16 protein-coding genes are annotated in these 14,212 nt (G+C 61.4%); 9 read left to right on the top strand and 7 right to left on the bottom strand.

What is annotated here, in order from left to right; all coding sequences use genetic code 11:
- Window positions 1-11 precede the first annotated feature (11 nt).
- The 3 genes from I6E52_RS07735 to I6E52_RS07725 all read left to right on the top strand — a co-directional run bounded on the left by I6E52_RS07735 (window position 12) and on the right by I6E52_RS07725 (window position 2,565).
- Window positions 12-500: a DUF6153 family protein gene (locus I6E52_RS07735; RefSeq protein WP_197137243.1), complete on the top strand. Its 489-nt coding sequence runs from the start codon at window positions 12-14 to the stop codon at window positions 498-500.
- An 89-nt stretch (window positions 501-589) separates the two neighbouring features.
- Complete coding sequence (locus I6E52_RS07730; RefSeq protein ID WP_197156048.1) at window positions 590-1,180, top strand: DUF305 domain-containing protein; 591 nt, start codon at window positions 590-592, stop codon at window positions 1,178-1,180.
- Window positions 1,181-1,263: 83 nt separating this feature from the next.
- Window positions 1,264-2,565, top strand: coding sequence for an APC family permease (locus I6E52_RS07725; protein WP_197156046.1), 1,302 nt, complete (start codon window positions 1,264-1,266; stop codon window positions 2,563-2,565).
- A gap of 40 nt (window positions 2,566-2,605) precedes the next feature.
- Here I6E52_RS07725 and I6E52_RS07720 read toward each other — a convergent pair whose 3' ends face one another.
- The 4 genes from I6E52_RS07720 to I6E52_RS07705 form a co-directional block, all read right to left on the bottom strand.
- Complete coding sequence (locus I6E52_RS07720) at window positions 2,606-3,418, bottom strand: ABC transporter permease (protein WP_197156042.1); 813 nt, start codon at window positions 3,416-3,418, stop codon at window positions 2,606-2,608.
- A 7-nt stretch (window positions 3,419-3,425) separates the two neighbouring features.
- Window positions 3,426-4,253 (bottom strand): ABC transporter permease, encoded by an 828-nt coding sequence (locus tag I6E52_RS07715; protein ID WP_197109274.1) that lies wholly within the window; start codon window positions 4,251-4,253, stop codon window positions 3,426-3,428.
- A gap of 125 nt (window positions 4,254-4,378) precedes the next feature.
- Window positions 4,379-5,557: an extracellular solute-binding protein gene (locus I6E52_RS07710; protein ID WP_197156039.1), complete on the bottom strand. Its 1,179-nt coding sequence runs from the start codon at window positions 5,555-5,557 to the stop codon at window positions 4,379-4,381.
- A 121-nt stretch (window positions 5,558-5,678) separates the two neighbouring features.
- A complete protein-coding gene (locus tag I6E52_RS07705) occupies window positions 5,679-6,737 on the bottom strand; it encodes an ABC transporter ATP-binding protein (protein ID WP_197156037.1) in 1,059 nt (352 codons plus the stop codon).
- 131 nt (window positions 6,738-6,868) lie between these two features.
- Between I6E52_RS07705 and I6E52_RS07700 the strand changes: the two genes are divergently transcribed.
- Together I6E52_RS07700 and I6E52_RS07695 are read left to right on the top strand one after the other, a co-directional pair.
- Window positions 6,869-7,672 (top strand): FadR/GntR family transcriptional regulator, encoded by an 804-nt coding sequence (locus I6E52_RS07700; protein ID WP_197156035.1) that lies wholly within the window; start codon window positions 6,869-6,871, stop codon window positions 7,670-7,672.
- 121 nt (window positions 7,673-7,793) lie between these two features.
- Window positions 7,794-8,480, top strand: a complete 687-nt coding sequence (locus I6E52_RS07695) for a cache domain-containing protein (protein ID WP_231601793.1) — start codon at window positions 7,794-7,796, stop codon at window positions 8,478-8,480.
- Here the strand turns inward: I6E52_RS07695 and I6E52_RS07690 are convergent.
- The 3 genes from I6E52_RS07690 to I6E52_RS07680 are packed head-to-tail and all read right to left on the bottom strand — an operon-like array spanning window position 8,467 to window position 10,011.
- Complete coding sequence (locus tag I6E52_RS07690; RefSeq protein WP_197156030.1) at window positions 8,467-8,718, bottom strand: hypothetical protein; 252 nt, start codon at window positions 8,716-8,718, stop codon at window positions 8,467-8,469. The genes I6E52_RS07695 and I6E52_RS07690 overlap by 14 nt on opposite strands.
- On the bottom strand, window positions 8,715-9,278 hold the full coding sequence (locus I6E52_RS07685) for a GNAT family N-acetyltransferase (protein ID WP_197156027.1): 564 nt from the start codon (window positions 9,276-9,278) through the stop codon (window positions 8,715-8,717). Before I6E52_RS07685 ends, I6E52_RS07690 begins: the two co-directional genes overlap by 4 nt.
- 34 nt (window positions 9,279-9,312) lie before the next feature.
- The gene (locus tag I6E52_RS07680) at window positions 9,313-10,011 is read right to left on the bottom strand and encodes a hypothetical protein (RefSeq protein ID WP_197156024.1); all 699 of its coding nucleotides are present in this window, start codon (window positions 10,009-10,011) and stop codon (window positions 9,313-9,315) included.
- Between the two features lie 260 nt (window positions 10,012-10,271).
- Between I6E52_RS07680 and I6E52_RS07675 the strand changes: the two genes are divergently transcribed.
- From I6E52_RS07675 to I6E52_RS07660, 4 genes are read left to right on the top strand one after another with little or no spacing between them, the layout of a single operon-like run.
- Window positions 10,272-11,999: a carbon starvation protein A gene (locus I6E52_RS07675; protein ID WP_197156021.1), complete on the top strand. Its 1,728-nt coding sequence runs from the start codon at window positions 10,272-10,274 to the stop codon at window positions 11,997-11,999.
- 4 nt (window positions 12,000-12,003) lie between these two features.
- Window positions 12,004-12,297, top strand: a complete 294-nt coding sequence (locus I6E52_RS07670) for a cory-CC-star protein (protein WP_197156018.1) — start codon at window positions 12,004-12,006, stop codon at window positions 12,295-12,297.
- The gene (locus tag I6E52_RS07665; protein WP_197156014.1) at window positions 12,288-13,259 is read left to right on the top strand and encodes an ArsA family ATPase; all 972 of its coding nucleotides are present in this window, start codon (window positions 12,288-12,290) and stop codon (window positions 13,257-13,259) included. Before I6E52_RS07670 ends, I6E52_RS07665 begins: the two co-directional genes overlap by 10 nt.
- A 52-nt stretch (window positions 13,260-13,311) precedes the next feature.
- Window positions 13,312-14,124 carry a shikimate 5-dehydrogenase gene (locus I6E52_RS07660; protein ID WP_197156012.1) on the top strand — a complete coding sequence of 271 codons (813 nt, stop codon included), beginning with the start codon at window positions 13,312-13,314 and terminating at the stop codon, window positions 14,122-14,124.
- Window positions 14,125-14,212: the final 88 nt, after the last annotated feature.

Raw genomic sequence — 14,212 nt, 5'->3', positions numbered from 1 at the left:
GAGTAAGAGCAATGACACCACTCAGCGCGGATAGGGTTCAGCGTCGCGTTGACGCTGCGCCCGCACAGCGCGTGAGCAACTCCTTTTCGCGCATACTGCGAGCGTCGTGGCAGTTTGTTGCGATGGCCTGCCTCGCGCTGGCACTCATCACGGGCATTGTGGCGATGCACTCACTCGTGTCGTCCACCTCGCATTCTGAGTCGGCGATGGCGGCCACCATGTCGATGGGGAGCGCCACCGTCGAGGAAGCTACGTTGATTACCCCAGCGCTCAGCGCAGTCGACTGCTCGGGGTGTGGTGGCGACGCATCCATGGCTCTCATGTGGTGCGTGCTCGCCCTCCTCACCGTTTCGCTCCTCCTTGCCTCGCCCAGACTGGTGCGGGGATGGGGTCAATACCTTGAGCAGCGGTTGATCGCTCCGGCGCAGTCTCCGCGATGGGCGCGTGTGGTGCCGCCGCCGCATCCTGATCTCCTAGCTCTCTGCATTAGTCGCACCTAGGAGGCGCACTGTCGATTTCGTTTCGACGCGCCATACGCGGGACCGTTCTGGTCGCGCGCCTTTAATGACTAATTTGGAGAACTTGAGAGATGAAAATTCGTTCCTCGGCTACGGCCGCAATTGCCCTGACTGCACTGCTCGCGCTCTCGGGCTGCGCAAACGCTATGACCCAATCTGGTCAAAGTCCGGACGCATCGCCCACGGATTCGGTCACGATCGCTGATGCGAACAGCGCGGATGTCATGTTCACGGCCATGATGATTCCGCACCACGAACAGGCAGTTGAGATGGCTGACATGGTGTTGGAGAAAGACGGCATCGACGAGCGCGTGGTGACGCTCGCCCAAGAGATCAAGGCAGCTCAAGGCCCCGAGATCGAGCTCATGACCTCGTGGATAGAGGGCTGGGGTGTTGGGATGACAGACGGTATGGACGGCATGGGTCACGGCGACGGGATGATGAGCGACTCCGACATGGCCGACCTCGAAGCAGCAGACGGAGACGATGCGTCTCGCTTGTTCCTCGAGCAGATGATTGTGCATCACGAGGGCGCTATCGACATGGCTGAGCTGGAAATCGATTCGGGACAAAATGCGGATGTCCTTGCTCTTGCCCAGAAGATCATGGATGCGCAGACCACCGAAATTTCGCTCATGCGGAGCATCATTAGTTCGCTATAGCGACGTGGGGTCCGCCGTTCTCGGGCGGCGGGCCCTTGCCATCGTGCATTGCTCAATTGGCTTGGGAACGGAAAGGTATTTGTATGGCTACTCGCACAGACAAAATTTCGCTCATGGGCTCAGTGTCCTTAGGCACGGGGGTGATGATCGGCGCGGGAATTTTCGCTCTCGTCGGCCAGGTCGCGGAGTTCGCTGGAGACTTCTTCCCGCTCGCGTTCTTGCTCGGCGCGATAGTCGCCGCTATCAGCTCCTACTCCTACGTGCGCTATTCGAGCGTGAACCCGTCCTCGGGCGGAATCGCGATGTTGCTGAAGGACGCCTACGGCCCCGGTGTCGCCGCCGGCTCGTTCTCGCTTTTCATGTACGTCTCAATGGTGGTGGCTGAGAGCCTGTTGGCGCGAACCTTCGGCACCTACCTGCTGCGACCGTTTGGGCTGCAAGATTCTGTGATTCTGGTTCCCATCTTGGGTGTTGCCGCAATCGCTGCCGCGGCGATTGTGAACTTCGTCGGCAATACTCTCGTCGAGCGCTCGGCAACCATCACCGCGGTCGCCAAGATACTCGGCATCGCGGTGCTCGCGATTGCGGGGCTGCTCGGTGTCGCCGTCGGCGGCGACGGTTTCTTAGCGAAGTCATCCGGAGACCCCATCAGCATGGTCGGAGTGCTCGCAGGAACAACGCTGTGCGTTCTCGCCTATAAGGGCTTCACCACAATCACTAATCAGGGCGATGATCTTCGCGATCCGAAGCGAAACATTGCTCGCTCGATCCTTATCTCGCTTGCGATCTGCACCGTGCTGTATCTGCTGATCACGGTGTCCGTTGGTTCGAGTATCGGTGCGAGTGGAGCGGTGGATGCTCGCAACTACGCATTGGCGCAAGCGGCGGAGCCCTTCTTCGGCGCGTGGGGTGTCGGCATCACCGTTGTGATCGCCGTGGTCGCGACGCTCTCGGGGCTGCTCGCGAGTCTGTATTCAGTGTCACGGCTGTACGGGATGCTGCAGGAGATGAAGCAGGCTCCGTCGTTGCCGAAGTCGGTTCCGCATCAGCCCATGGTCATCACGGCGGGGCTCGCTATTCTCGTCACCGTTTTTCTCGATCTCAGCCAGATCGCGTCGATGGGAGTCTTTCTCTATCTGACGATGGATATGGCGGTGCAGTGGGGTGTTATCCGCCGACTGCGGGCCAAGATTGAGGCGCGAATCTGGCTTCCGGTGCTGACCATCGTGCTGGATCTCGCCATCCTGATCCCGTTCGCGGTTCTCAAGGTTCAGAGCGATCTCTTTACAGTGATCGTGGCCGCTGTGGTGGCGGCCGCCATTGTCGCGGCTCAGGTCGTGACGGTTCGCACGCGCACGCGCACGCGCACGCGCTCGCAGAGCTGACCGGCAGGCTCGCGCCGCGCCCGCCCGCGCCCGACCTCCGCTATTCGCGCTCGTCGGCTCCGCGGGCGAGGCGTTGCGAGACCCAGACGGGAATGAACGACGCGAGAATCACGACGGTCGCGACGACGTTGACGAGGGATGCCTCGTTGGGTCGTGCCATCTGGTTCATGATCCAGAGCGGCAGAGTGTCGACGCCGGGCGGGGCCGTGAAGATCGTGACGACCACTTCGTCGAAGCTCAGCGCGAAAGCGAGAATCGCGCCAGCAACAAACGCGCTGCGGAACTGTGGGAACGTCACGAGCCTGAAGGTCTGCAACGGCGTCGCCCCGAGGTCGCGCGAGGCTTCTTCGATGCTCGGGTTGATGCGGCGCAAGCGGGCGAGCACATTGTTGAAGACCATGACGATGCAGAAAGTTCCGTGGGCGATGATCATGCCGAAGTATCCGACTTCGATTCCGATCGGCTCGAGCACCTGGTTGTAGGTGTTGTTGAGGGCGACACCGGTCACGATGCCGGGTAGGGCGATTGGCAGTACGACGAGCAGGTTGACGGTCTGCTTGCCGAAGAAGGTGTAGCGCTGCAGAGCGAAGGCCACGAGCGTGCCGAGGATGAGCGCAATCACCGTGGCGCCGAGGCCCACGATTACGGAGTTGAGCAGAGCCGCCCGGATGGGTTCGCTCACGAACGCCTTCTCCCACCAGATGGTAGAGAACTCCGCGATTGGCCAGCTCGACAGGCGCGCGGCGCTGAACGAGTTGATCACGACCAAGAACAGCGGAATGTACATGAACGCGAGGGCCATCGCGACGATAGTGCCGAGGGTGAACTTGGCGCCGAGGGAGAGTCTCAACATGGCGGCATCACATCCGTTCCAGTGCGCCAGTGCGTTGAACACTGAGCAGATAAATGACCACGAAGGCGATCGGCACGAGCGAGAACGCGGCGGCGATCGGGGGATTCAGGTTGATGTTCGAGGCGATGATGCTGCCGATCATCTGCGTTGACCCACCGACGAACTTGGCGGCGATGTAGTCGCCGAGGCTGAGTGAAAAGGTGAAAATGGAGCCGGCAATGATCGCGGGCTTGATAAGAGGAAGAACCACGGTGCGGATCGTGAACCCGGCCCCAGCGCCCAGGTCAGACGACGCGTCGAACAGGTTTGGTGGCAGCTGGCGGATCGCGGTGTACACCGGCACGGCCATGTACGGCAGCCACAGGTAGGTGAGCGTCAGCACGACCGTGACAATGCTGAAACCGGGGCCGCTGATGCCGAGCGGGCCGAGCATCGAGTTGAAGAAGCCTTCTTCGGTGAAGGTGATGCGCATGGCCAGAATCTTCACGAGGTAGCCGGCCCAGAGCGGGAGAGTGATCGCGACGGCCAGAATGGCGCGCAGTTTGGGTGAGGCGACCTTCGCCATGAAGATTCCGAGCGGAACCGAGATCAGGATGCTCAACACCGTGACCGCGAGGGCGATGCCGAGAGTGCGCAGAGAGGTGGTGGCATACGCGGGGTTCGCGATGATCTGCTCAAAGTTGCGGAGGGTGAAGCCCGGCTTCACCTTCGAGGTGAACGGGTCGGTCACCCAGAACGCCGTCACGAGAAGCATGACGAGCGAGAAAATGTAGATGCCGATGAGCCACAGCATGGGCAGCGCCAGCAAGGCCGAGAGTTGCGCGCGGCGATTCATGGGAGTCCGATCGGTTGGTGCGTGTCGAGAAGTGCGTGTTGAGAAGTCGAGCTCGTGAGCTGCTGGTCGAGCGAGGGATGAGGGATGAGGGGTGAGCGAGCGAGGCCGCCCACCCCTCGGGCTAGCTAGCTCTTGACGGAGAGCCAGGCATCCGTCCACTGCTGGAAGTTCGTGCAGGTGACGTCAGTGCGACCATCGATGCACTGCTCGATGGGGGTGGTCCAGAACCAGACGTTGCTGAAGTACTCTTCGTCGGTCGCGTTGAAGTACTCGCAGTGTGCTGCGGCTTCGTCGCTCGTGTCGCAGAAAGCAGCGTTGGCGGGAGCCATACCGAAGTTGGTGGCGATAGCGCCGTTCACTTCGGCGGAGCTGGTGTAGTCAACCCAGGCGTAAGCACAGTTGGGCGATTCTGATTCGGTGGCGATCATCCACGCATCCGACCACCCGGTCGAACCCTCTTCAGGAAGAACACTCTTGAACTTGTCGTCGTCGGTGAGCTTGCGCAGGATCTCCCACGAGGTACCGAGTGAGGTGGTTCCACCGGCGAACGAGGTGATCTGAGCGGCAGGGTCGGCCCAGTACTCGGAGACGATCGTGTTCTGCTGCTTGAGCAGGTCGATCGCAGCGTCAAGCTGCTCCTGGTCGAGCGCGTACGGGTTGGTGATGCCGAGGTCAGGCTCGTGAGCCATCAGGTACACGGCAGCGTCAGCGATGTAAATCGGTGCGTCGTACGCGATGATCTCGCCGGCGTAGGGGCTGTCGAGCTCCCACGCAACATCCCAGCTCGTGGGCTCTTCGGTCACAACATCGCTGTTGTACTGCAGGATGTTGGCGCCGCGGCCAATCGGAACACCGTACGACTGGCCGTTGATGGTGTCATAAATCTGACCTTTCATGCCCTCAACGATGTCGTCTCCGAAGTTAGGAACGAGGTCAAGGTTGATCGGCTGAACATCGCCACCGGCGATCAGGCGCAGGCTCGCGTCACCCGAGGCGGAGACGAGGTCGTAGTCGCCCGTGCGCATGAGCTGAACCATCTCGTCGCTGGTGCCAGCAACGCGACGGTTCACCGTGCATCCGGTTTCTTCAGTGAATGCGTCGGACCATGCTGGCTCAACAAAGCCGCTCCACGCGACGATGTTGACTTCACTTTCCATCTCGCCCAACTCTTCGAGCATGGGGATGTCAGGAACGTCGATAGAAAGCCCACCGGTTGCGGTGCTGTCGGTTGCAGCCGAACAGCCCGTGAGGGCGAGAGCGGCAACAGCGATGAACGCTGCGCCGGTCATGATTTTAGATCTCATGATTACTCCTTGATGTGATGAATGGGTGCTGTGCTGTGCTGTGCTGTGCTGTGCTGTGCTGCTGGTGTGGATGTGGCTGGCCCGGTTGTGCCGGAATCGCCGGTATTGCAGGGGTGATCTGTTAGCCGATGCGCGAGGCGTGATCGGTGGTCCATTCGACGCGCACCCGGTCGCCGCGCGCGAAGGCGGATTCGGCGGAGGGGTGATGGTCGTTAGCTCGTTCGGCAATCACGCGAACACCCGATTCGGTGTCGACGAGAAAGCGCGTGGTTGGTCCGGTGTAGACGGTTTCTGACACCGTGCCGAGAAGCGATACGGTGCCGGCGCTCGCCGCGGTGTCGGCGGTGAGCAGGCGCACACGTTCGGGGCGCACGCTCGATTGCACGCCATCCGCAGATAGTTCGGCGGGGATGAGGTTGGAGAGTCCCAAGAAGCGGGCGACGAATTCGGTCGCCGGGAATTCGTAGACTTCGCGGGCGGTGCCGACCTGTTCGACGCGGCCGTTGTTGAAGACGGCGACGCGGTCGCTCAGCGTGAGGGCTTCTTCTTGGTCGTGGGTGACGAAGATGAACGTGATGCCGACTTCGCGCTGAATCTGCTTGAGCTCGATCTGCATTTCTTCGCGCAACTGCTTGTCGAGGGCGCCGAGCGGTTCGTCGAGCAGCAACACTTGGGGGCGCAGGATGAGCGCGCGAGCCAGCGCGATGCGTTGGCGTTGGCCGCCCGAAAGCTGGTGGGGCAGGCGATCGGCCACGGCCGAGAGGCGAACCTGTTCGAGCGCGACGCCTACCTGGGTTGCTCGTTCGGCACGACTGACGCCGGCAACGCGCAGGCCGTAGCCGACGTTCTCGGCGATGGTGAAGTGCGGGAACAGCGCGTAATCCTGAAACACCGTGTTGACCTGACGCGCGTGCGGCGGAACCTGAGTGACGTCAACACCGCTGAGGTGGATGCTGCCGCTCGTGACGTTCTCGAAGCCAGCGATCATTCGCAGCACGGTGGTCTTGCCCGAGCCGGAGGGGCCGAGCATCGAGAGAAACTCGCCGGGCTTTACGTCGAGGTCGAGTGCTTCGACGGCGGTGAAGTCACCGAATGTCTTGGAAACACCGGCGAGACTGACGGCGCCGGGCGCAGGAGTGACATCCGTGGTGGACGGGGCTTGCTGGGCGGACGCATGCACGAGTGACTCCTTGGAACGACGGTGATCTCTGAGTGAGAGTAAACCTATAGAACCAGAGTTCATATTTCAAGCGTGTGTCCGAATCGTCACAAAAGGGCAACGGCTCAGGTGATCAGTGCGAGAATTGGCCAATGCACTCGACCGACTCGGCAGACGCGCCGCGAAAAAGTGCGGTGGTCGCCGACGACACCGCACGCTCTCGCGATGCCTTGAGGCCCGGCCGGTTGCAGGGTGCGCTCTTTCAGTCGATCGGTGATGCCGGTCGTGCCGAGCTCGTGGAACGCCGTCTCGCCAGTGCAATTACGGGCGGACACCTGCGGGCAGGGGAGCGTCTTCCCTCCGAAAACGACCTCGCTCGAAGCTTCGGCGTAGCGCCGACCACCGTGCGCGAATCCCTGCTGGCTCTCCGCAGTCAGGGCCTCGTGGTGACTCGTCGCGGTCGCAATGGCGGCAGTTTCGTGGCGGACTCAGCCGACCCGGTTGCCCACGCGCGCACCGCGTTGGCGGCAACATCCCGCGTCGCTCTTCGCGATTTGGGCGCCCACTATGCGGCCATTACGGCTGCGTGCGTTCGCTTGGCTGCGCGCCGAGCGGTGCCTTCGGAGGTGCAGCAAGTGCGCTCGCGCCTGGCCCGCCTCGACGAATCAGATCTCGAACAGTGGCGCAGCACCCTCGACGATGCGCAGATCGAACTCGTCGCGCTGAGCCAGTCGGCTCGACTCACTCGTGAACAGATGCGATTGCAGGCCGAAATGTCGCCGATGCTTCGCCTGATCGACGTGGATGAGACATCCCGCCGAGCCCAACCGGTGCTGCTGGCCAGTGTGGTGGATGCGGTGGAAGCCGGCGATGACCACGAAGCTGTTGCGGCCACCGAACGCATGGTGGATGCCGTGATCAATGCGCTCATCGATCTGCAGTCTCCATCACGCTGAACTAGCGGTGCAGGGCATCTGGTGCATAGGATGCCACGAACAGGATCAGTCAGAGTAGGCGGCACCCGATGACCACGAGCGATAGCGCAACGCAACGATGACGACAGCAACGAGCACCGGCATGAGCACAGCAGCTCGCGCGGCGGCCATCGTCTCCCAGTATTTCAGCGCCCCGATTGCCAGCCTCGAAGCCACCGCACTTCTGCTCGGCACCGAGCTCGCGGCATCGGGAAACCTCGGCCCGCTCTCGTCTCAGCAGATTGACGCGCTAGTGGAACCGCACGCTCTCGCGACGGTTGCGCTGCCCGATGTTCACATCTACGGCGCCGGGTTTATTGCAGCTGTTGGACTGCTGACGGATGAGCGTAATCACCTCTCGTGGTGGCAGGGCGATGACCCCAAACGCCTGCTTTTGGCCGCGCAATCGGTGAACAAGGAGCACATCGATTACAGCGAACTTGAGTGGTTCCGCGTGCCGATGGAGACCGGTCGCGGTCACGTTGCTGGGCCCTATGTTGACTACCTCTGCAGTGACGAATACACGATCACGATCGCCGCTCCCGTGCACATCGACGGCACGTTCGTCGGCGTAGCCGGCCTCGATTTGCTGATCGATTCGGTCGAGCGACAGTTGCTGCCGAAGCTCGCCGAACTCGGCGACAACGTAACCCTCGTCAACAGTGTCGGCCGCGTTGTTATCTCGACGGATCCGCGTCACGCGACCGGCGATGCCGTGCGCGGTGGCGCACTTGCCGAACTCGAGCGCACTGCCTGCGAGGGCGTGGCGCTGGAGATCATCGCGGAGTAGTCGGGTCGCCAGTTTTCTCGGCGGGGCTCAGGGCGATCGCGAGCAGAACAATCGCGGAGATGGCGAAGAGCCCGATGCCGACGATCGTGGTGGTGCTTACCCAGGGCGAAGCCCAGACCGGGTCGAGGCCCTGTTCTTCGCGAAGGCGGTAGTTCATGCCCTCGATTACGGTGAGGGTGATGGCGGTGATCAGGCCGAGGCCGCCGACGACAGAGAACCACACAACGATGCGTTTCATGAGAGGTTTTCCGATTCCGGGCTGCGAAAGGAGCTCACGAGCGTCTTCGTAAGAACTTCGAACTGCAGGTCGTCGCGCCGCGGGGTGCCGACGCGCTCATCCCCGTAGGGAAACGGTTTAGTGATGCCGGTGCGCACGTAGCCGCGGCGTTCGTAAAACGCGATGAGTTCTTCCCGCACATCGATCACGGTCATCTGCATCACAGTGATTCCCCACTCCCGAGCCGCGTAGTTCTCAGCCTCGGCGAGCACGACGGATCCGAGTCCGCTGCCCTGCTGAGTGGGATCGACCGCGAACATCCCGAAGTCGCCCTCGCCGTTGACCTCCGCCACATGCGCGCACGCCACGAGTTGATCGCCACGCTCGGCGATCAAGATTATTGAACGCGCGCGAGTGAGATCCGCTTCGAGCGCCGCGGCGTCGATGCGCTCGCCATCGATCAAGTCGGCTTCGCTCGTCCATCCAGTGCGGCTAGCTTCGCCGCGGTACGCCGACGTAACCAGTGCGACCAGGGCGGGGATGTCGTCGGTCGTGGCGGCGCGGAAGGTCAGGGTCGTCATGGCAGCAGCTTAGGCGCGAGTCTGCTGCGGAACTTCATGCTTCTCGTTTCTGCTGGTTGCGAGTGGCGAACTCGAGCGTGATGAACGGGAGATTTTCGCGGTCAACTACGGCGGTGACCGTTCCGCCGCGCGCAAGTTTCGCCCCCACCGCGTACACAAATGGGTCAGTGTCGATCTCGACGCCAGGCACCATTTCCCCGTCTATCGCGACGTCAACGGGCCGCGTAGCCCTGCGCTCTGGCAAGAGTGTCGGCGCCTCCCCATCGTGCGCGTTGAGTCCGAGTTCTTCGCGGAATTGATTCATGAGGATGTAGTTGGCATGCTGGTTGAGGAGGAAGCCGAGCTCGCTGAGCTCCGATTCCTCGCGGTACCAGTGCGTCTGGACCACCTCCCACAGCGACGGGTATCGCATCATTTCGACCCGCTCGACCAACCATGCCGGTCGTGGCCAGGGCGGCACTTCGTCGATCGCGCGGCGTGCGCTGTCATCCATCTCTGCAAGGTTTGCGGGGTCAGATTTGTCGTCAGGATTTCGCCACAGGGTGGCCGAGATGCTGGCGGTCATCGAAGAATAGCCGTCACTGTCGGTGGCGAAGTTGGCGCCGACATCCGTCTCGTCGAGCGCGCTCTGCCCGGCGAACCCCATCACCGGGATGGGCATTCGCTCCAGCAGCTTGGCAAGATGCACCCGTGGGTCGGGTGCGTCCTCGGGGAGAACTCCGGTGAAATCCATGTTCTCATCGTCGGTCAGTGTGAGATTAATGACAAGTACTCGGTAAAGGAGTTCGTTGTCACTAGGCGTCGGATGATTGCGGCGCGCTATGAGCCCCACTGTGAGACGCGGTGGAAGCGGGTTGCCGAGTTTCCCTATGCAAACCCCAAAGTGAGTATTAGTGTCGTCTCCAATGCCACTGGTTTCACCGGTGTCACTCGGTTATCTGCACGATGTCGTGCCAGTTTGCGAGCGCGACCCTACAAGGAGCGGAGAATTTAATGGGTTCCCTTATTCTCATGATCATTGGTTTGGGCGTGATGGCCGCGGGCTATTTCGTTTACTCGAAGTACTTGGCGCGAAAGGTTTATCAACTCAACGATGACTTTGTGACTCCAGCGCACGAGCTCAGCGATGGCGTGGACTACGTTCCCACGAACAAGTACATTTTGTGGGGCCACCATTTCACCTCCGTTGCCGGTGCCGCCCCCATTGTCGGTCCGGCAATCGCCGTGATCTGGGGCTGGCTTCCGGCACTGCTCTGGGTCACTCTCGGCACCGTGTTCTTTGCCGGAATGCACGATCTCGGCACACTCTGGGCTTCGACCCGAAACAAGGGACGCTCCATCGGCGCCCTATCCGCTCGGTACATTGGTAAGCGTGGGGCCAACCTCTTCTTGGTCGTTATTTTCCTTGTTCTGCTCATGGTGGTTGCGGCATTCGCCGTTGTGATCAAGAACCTGTTGATCAGTACGCCGGGCGCGGTCATCCCGGTGTGGGGTGCGATTATCGTTGCCCTTCTGGTGGGTGTCGCGGTGTATCGACTCCGCTGGCATTTGGTGCCCGTTACCGTCGTCGGTGTCGTCGCCCTCTATGCGCTCATCTTGATTGGCGACAAGTTTCCGGTGGTTCTCCCCGAGTCAATTCTGGGGATGACGCCGGCGACATTCTGGATTCTTGCGCTGTTTATCTATGGGGCAATCGCGTCGCTGCTGCCGGTGTGGGTTCTTCTTCAGCCGCGGGACTACATCAATGGTGTGCAGCTTTTCGTCGGTCTGATCCTGCTCTTCGGATCCGTTCTCCTGGCCACGCTGTTCTCCGCAACGCCGCCGAATATCGTCGCGCCGATGATCAACATGAATCTGCCCGAGGGCACGCCGAACATGATTCCCTTGCTGTTCGTGACCATTGCGTGTGGTGCCATTTCTGGATTCCACGGCATGGTGGCTTCCGGCACCACCTCAAAGCAACTCGACAAGGAGACGGATGCTCGTTTCGTCGGCTACTTCGGTGCCGTGGGCGAGGGTCTGCTCTCGCTCGGAACGATCCTCGCCGTCATCGGTGGATTCAAGTCGGTTGCCGAGTGGAACGAGATCTACAGTTCATTCGGTTCAGCCGGAGTCAACGCCTTTGTCCAGGGCGGCGCCACGCTGATGCAGAACGGTATCGGGTTGCCTGAGTCGCTGAGCGCCACACTGTTGGCGACGATGGCTGTGCTGTTTGCCGCAACGACGATGGATACCGGCATGCGGTTGCTGCGCTTTGTCGTTCAAGAAGCGGGCGAGGTATTCAAGCTGAAGATAGGCAAGATCTCGGCGACTCTTATCGTTGTGGCGCTTGGCCTCGGGTTGACCTTCTCGCAGGGCCTCGGCGGCGAGGGCGGCTTACGCATCTGGCCGCTGTTCGGAACAACCAACCAGCTGATGGCCTCGCTGAGCTTGTCAATCATCGCGGTTATCTTGATTCGCAAGGGCCGTAACCCCATCACCGCCCTTGTCCCTCTCGTGATCATTTTCGGGATGGCATTCTGGGCTGCTCTCGTGCAGTTGGGCAGTTTCGCGAATCCCAGCGACCCCGACTGGATGCTCTTCGCGCTTGATGTGATCATCATCGGGGCCAGCGTGTGGGTCGCGATCGAAGCGATCATCGCGATGCGCAAAGCCAGAGACTCGGAGCCGGAAGCTGACGGTGCCGATGCTGCGCTGACCAGCTCTCAGAAACATGTCTAGCTGAATGGAACCGTCGACTGCGGGCCAGCGCTGGGAGAGATTCTCCCGGCGCTGGTCGGCGTTCCGCGATGGCCTTCGGGATTACTACGTCGGGCCGTACCGCCAAATGTTCAGGCGGGAACAGCAAGATGAAGACGACCTGTTCATGATTGCCGTTCTCGGTGAAGCCCTTGGTGTGCCCGATCCGGCCGCTTATTACACCGCCGAGCTGATGCCGGCCCTCTGGGAAGACTTTCACTCTTGGCATCGCCGGATGGGAATCCCCCGCTCACCATTGGATCAAATCGGATGTTGTTGACACTCGCGACCGCACGCAAAGTTCTCTTTGTCGGAGGCAAGGGCGGGGTCGGCAAAACCTCGGTGGCATCCGCTTTAGCTTTGGCGCGTGCCCGCAGCGGTGGACGAGTGCTGCTTGTCTCCACTGATCCCGCACACAACCTCGGGCACATCTGGGAGATGTCGCTGTCAGACACACCTGCGCGGGTGTTTACCGCACCCAGTGGCTATGTGGATGCTGTGGAGGTTGATCCGCATGCCACGATCGAGCGACATTTTGCGGCCGTCACTGCCACCATGATGAAGCTCCTCCCCGAACGATTGCACCCGTCAGCGAAGGCGCATCTCGCGCTCGCGAAAACAGCTCCGGGCAGCCACGAGTCGGCCACGCTTGAACGGATCGCGGAACTCATGGAGCAGGGTCTTGATGAGTACGATCTAGTGCTGTTCGACACCGCACCGTCGGGCCACACACTGCACTTGCTCAGCCTTCCGGAGAAGTTGAGCGGATGGACGGAATCACTTCTGGCCAGCCGCTCCCGATCAGACCGCTTCGCTGCGGCGGCTCGAGGACTTGTTGGCGGTGAGCAAGATCCGGAATCTGCAGCTGACTCAGAACTCAGACGCACCCTGCTCGCCCGGCGCGACCGTTTCGCGCGCATGACGAAGACGATCACCGATCCCTCGACCACCGGTTTTGTGGTCGTGACCGTAGCCGAAACAATGCCGATCGCGGAGTCTCTCGACATCGTCGATCAGCTCCACGCGCTGGGTGTCGATATCGCGGCCGTGGTGATCAATCGTCGCTCGCCCACGGATGCTGGCGCTTTTCTGGAGGAACGCAGCAAGCGCGAAGAGGCGTCCCTTCTGCCACTCCGGGAGCGTCTCGGCGCTATTCCGACAACGGAACTACCCCTCTTGGGCCGCGATATGACGGGAGAGGATGCGCTGGAGGAACTCGCGGCGCTGATTGCCGTGCCTTAGCGCGGCGGCCTCGGTTCCGGCTCACGGCCTGCTGCGCGGCCATAATGGGTCAATGCCGATCCTCAATAAAGACATGACGCTGTGCATTTCGCTGGCCGCACGCCCCTCTAATCTCGGCACGCGCTTTCACAACTATCTGTACGACGAACTCGGCCTCAACTTCATCTACAAAGCCTTCACGACGAGCAATATCGAGGATGCCATCGCCGGAGTCCGTGGCTTGGGCATCCGGGGTTGTTCCGTTTCGATGCCGTTCAAAGAGGCAGTGCTTGAGCTTGTGGATGTTGTCGAGCATTCGGCGGCGGCGATCGAGTCGGTGAACACGATCGTGAACAATGATGGCGTGCTCACGGCATCCAACACTGACTATGAGGCTGTCGCCGATCTGATCGCACGCCACCAGCTCGACCCAACTTTGTCGGTGCTGGTTCGCGGCTCGGGTGGCATGGCCAAAGCGGTCGTCGCCGCCTTCCACGGTGCCGGCTTTGCTGACGTGACCGTGCTCGCTCGCAACGTCGAGGCTGGCGAAGCGCTCGCCACGAAGTATGGCTACCGCGCCGTAAGTGTCGACCCGCAGCCGGGCCACGCGGTGATCGTCAACGTCACTCCGCTCGGGATGGCGGGAGACTCAGCCGACGAACTCGCGTTCTCGACCGATCTCATCCGCGCTGCGCAAACGGTGTTCGACGTGGTGGCTTTCCCGGCCGAGACACCGCTCATTCAGGCCGCTCGGGATGCCGGAAAGCTCGTCATCACGGGCGCCGAAGTCATCGCGCTCCAAGCCGCGGCGCAGTTCGTTCGCTACACCGGAGTCACCCCGACGCCCGAGCAGATCGCACGTGCTTCGGCGTTCTCGCGGGAGTAGGCTGCCGAGCGCTAGCTTCTCGCTGGCAAGTGGGATGTCTTGCAGCAGACAACAATCACCCGGAGTGGTAAATTTCTCATATTCGGCC

This window comes from Salinibacterium sp. NG253, from assembly GCF_015864945.1.
Lineage (GTDB): Bacteria > Actinomycetota > Actinomycetes > Actinomycetales > Microbacteriaceae > Rhodoglobus.
This window is presented reverse-complemented; position numbering and strand designations above follow the sequence as displayed.

Bases quoted from the DNA above. Each gene is read 5' to 3' on its own strand.
- I6E52_RS07735 (WP_197137243.1), top strand. From the start codon at position 12: ATGACACCACTCAGCGCGGATAGGGTTCAGCGTCGCGTTGACGCTGCG.
- I6E52_RS07730 (WP_197156048.1), top strand. From the start codon at position 590: ATGAAAATTCGTTCCTCGGCTACGGCCGCAATTGCCCTGACTGCACTG.
- I6E52_RS07725 (WP_197156046.1), top strand. From the start codon at position 1,264: ATGGCTACTCGCACAGACAAAATTTCGCTCATGGGCTCAGTGTCCTTA.
- I6E52_RS07720 (WP_197156042.1), bottom strand. From the start codon at position 3,418: ATGTTGAGACTCTCCCTCGGCGCCAAGTTCACCCTCGGCACTATCGTC.
- I6E52_RS07715 (WP_197109274.1), bottom strand. From the start codon at position 4,253: ATGAATCGCCGCGCGCAACTCTCGGCCTTGCTGGCGCTGCCCATGCTG.
- I6E52_RS07710 (WP_197156039.1), bottom strand. From the start codon at position 5,557: ATGAGATCTAAAATCATGACCGGCGCAGCGTTCATCGCTGTTGCCGCT.
- I6E52_RS07700 (WP_197156035.1), top strand. From the start codon at position 6,869: ATGCACTCGACCGACTCGGCAGACGCGCCGCGAAAAAGTGCGGTGGTC.
- I6E52_RS07695 (WP_231601793.1), top strand. From the start codon at position 7,794: ATGAGCACAGCAGCTCGCGCGGCGGCCATCGTCTCCCAGTATTTCAGC.
- I6E52_RS07690 (WP_197156030.1), bottom strand. From the start codon at position 8,718: ATGAAACGCATCGTTGTGTGGTTCTCTGTCGTCGGCGGCCTCGGCCTG.
- I6E52_RS07685 (WP_197156027.1), bottom strand. From the start codon at position 9,278: ATGACGACCCTGACCTTCCGCGCCGCCACGACCGACGACATCCCCGCC.
- I6E52_RS07680 (WP_197156024.1), bottom strand. From the start codon at position 10,011: ATGGATTTCACCGGAGTTCTCCCCGAGGACGCACCCGACCCACGGGTG.
- I6E52_RS07675 (WP_197156021.1), top strand. From the start codon at position 10,272: ATGGGTTCCCTTATTCTCATGATCATTGGTTTGGGCGTGATGGCCGCG.
- I6E52_RS07670 (WP_197156018.1), top strand. From the start codon at position 12,004: ATGGAACCGTCGACTGCGGGCCAGCGCTGGGAGAGATTCTCCCGGCGC.
- I6E52_RS07665 (WP_197156014.1), top strand. From the start codon at position 12,288: ATGTTGTTGACACTCGCGACCGCACGCAAAGTTCTCTTTGTCGGAGGC.
- I6E52_RS07660 (WP_197156012.1), top strand. From the start codon at position 13,312: ATGCCGATCCTCAATAAAGACATGACGCTGTGCATTTCGCTGGCCGCA.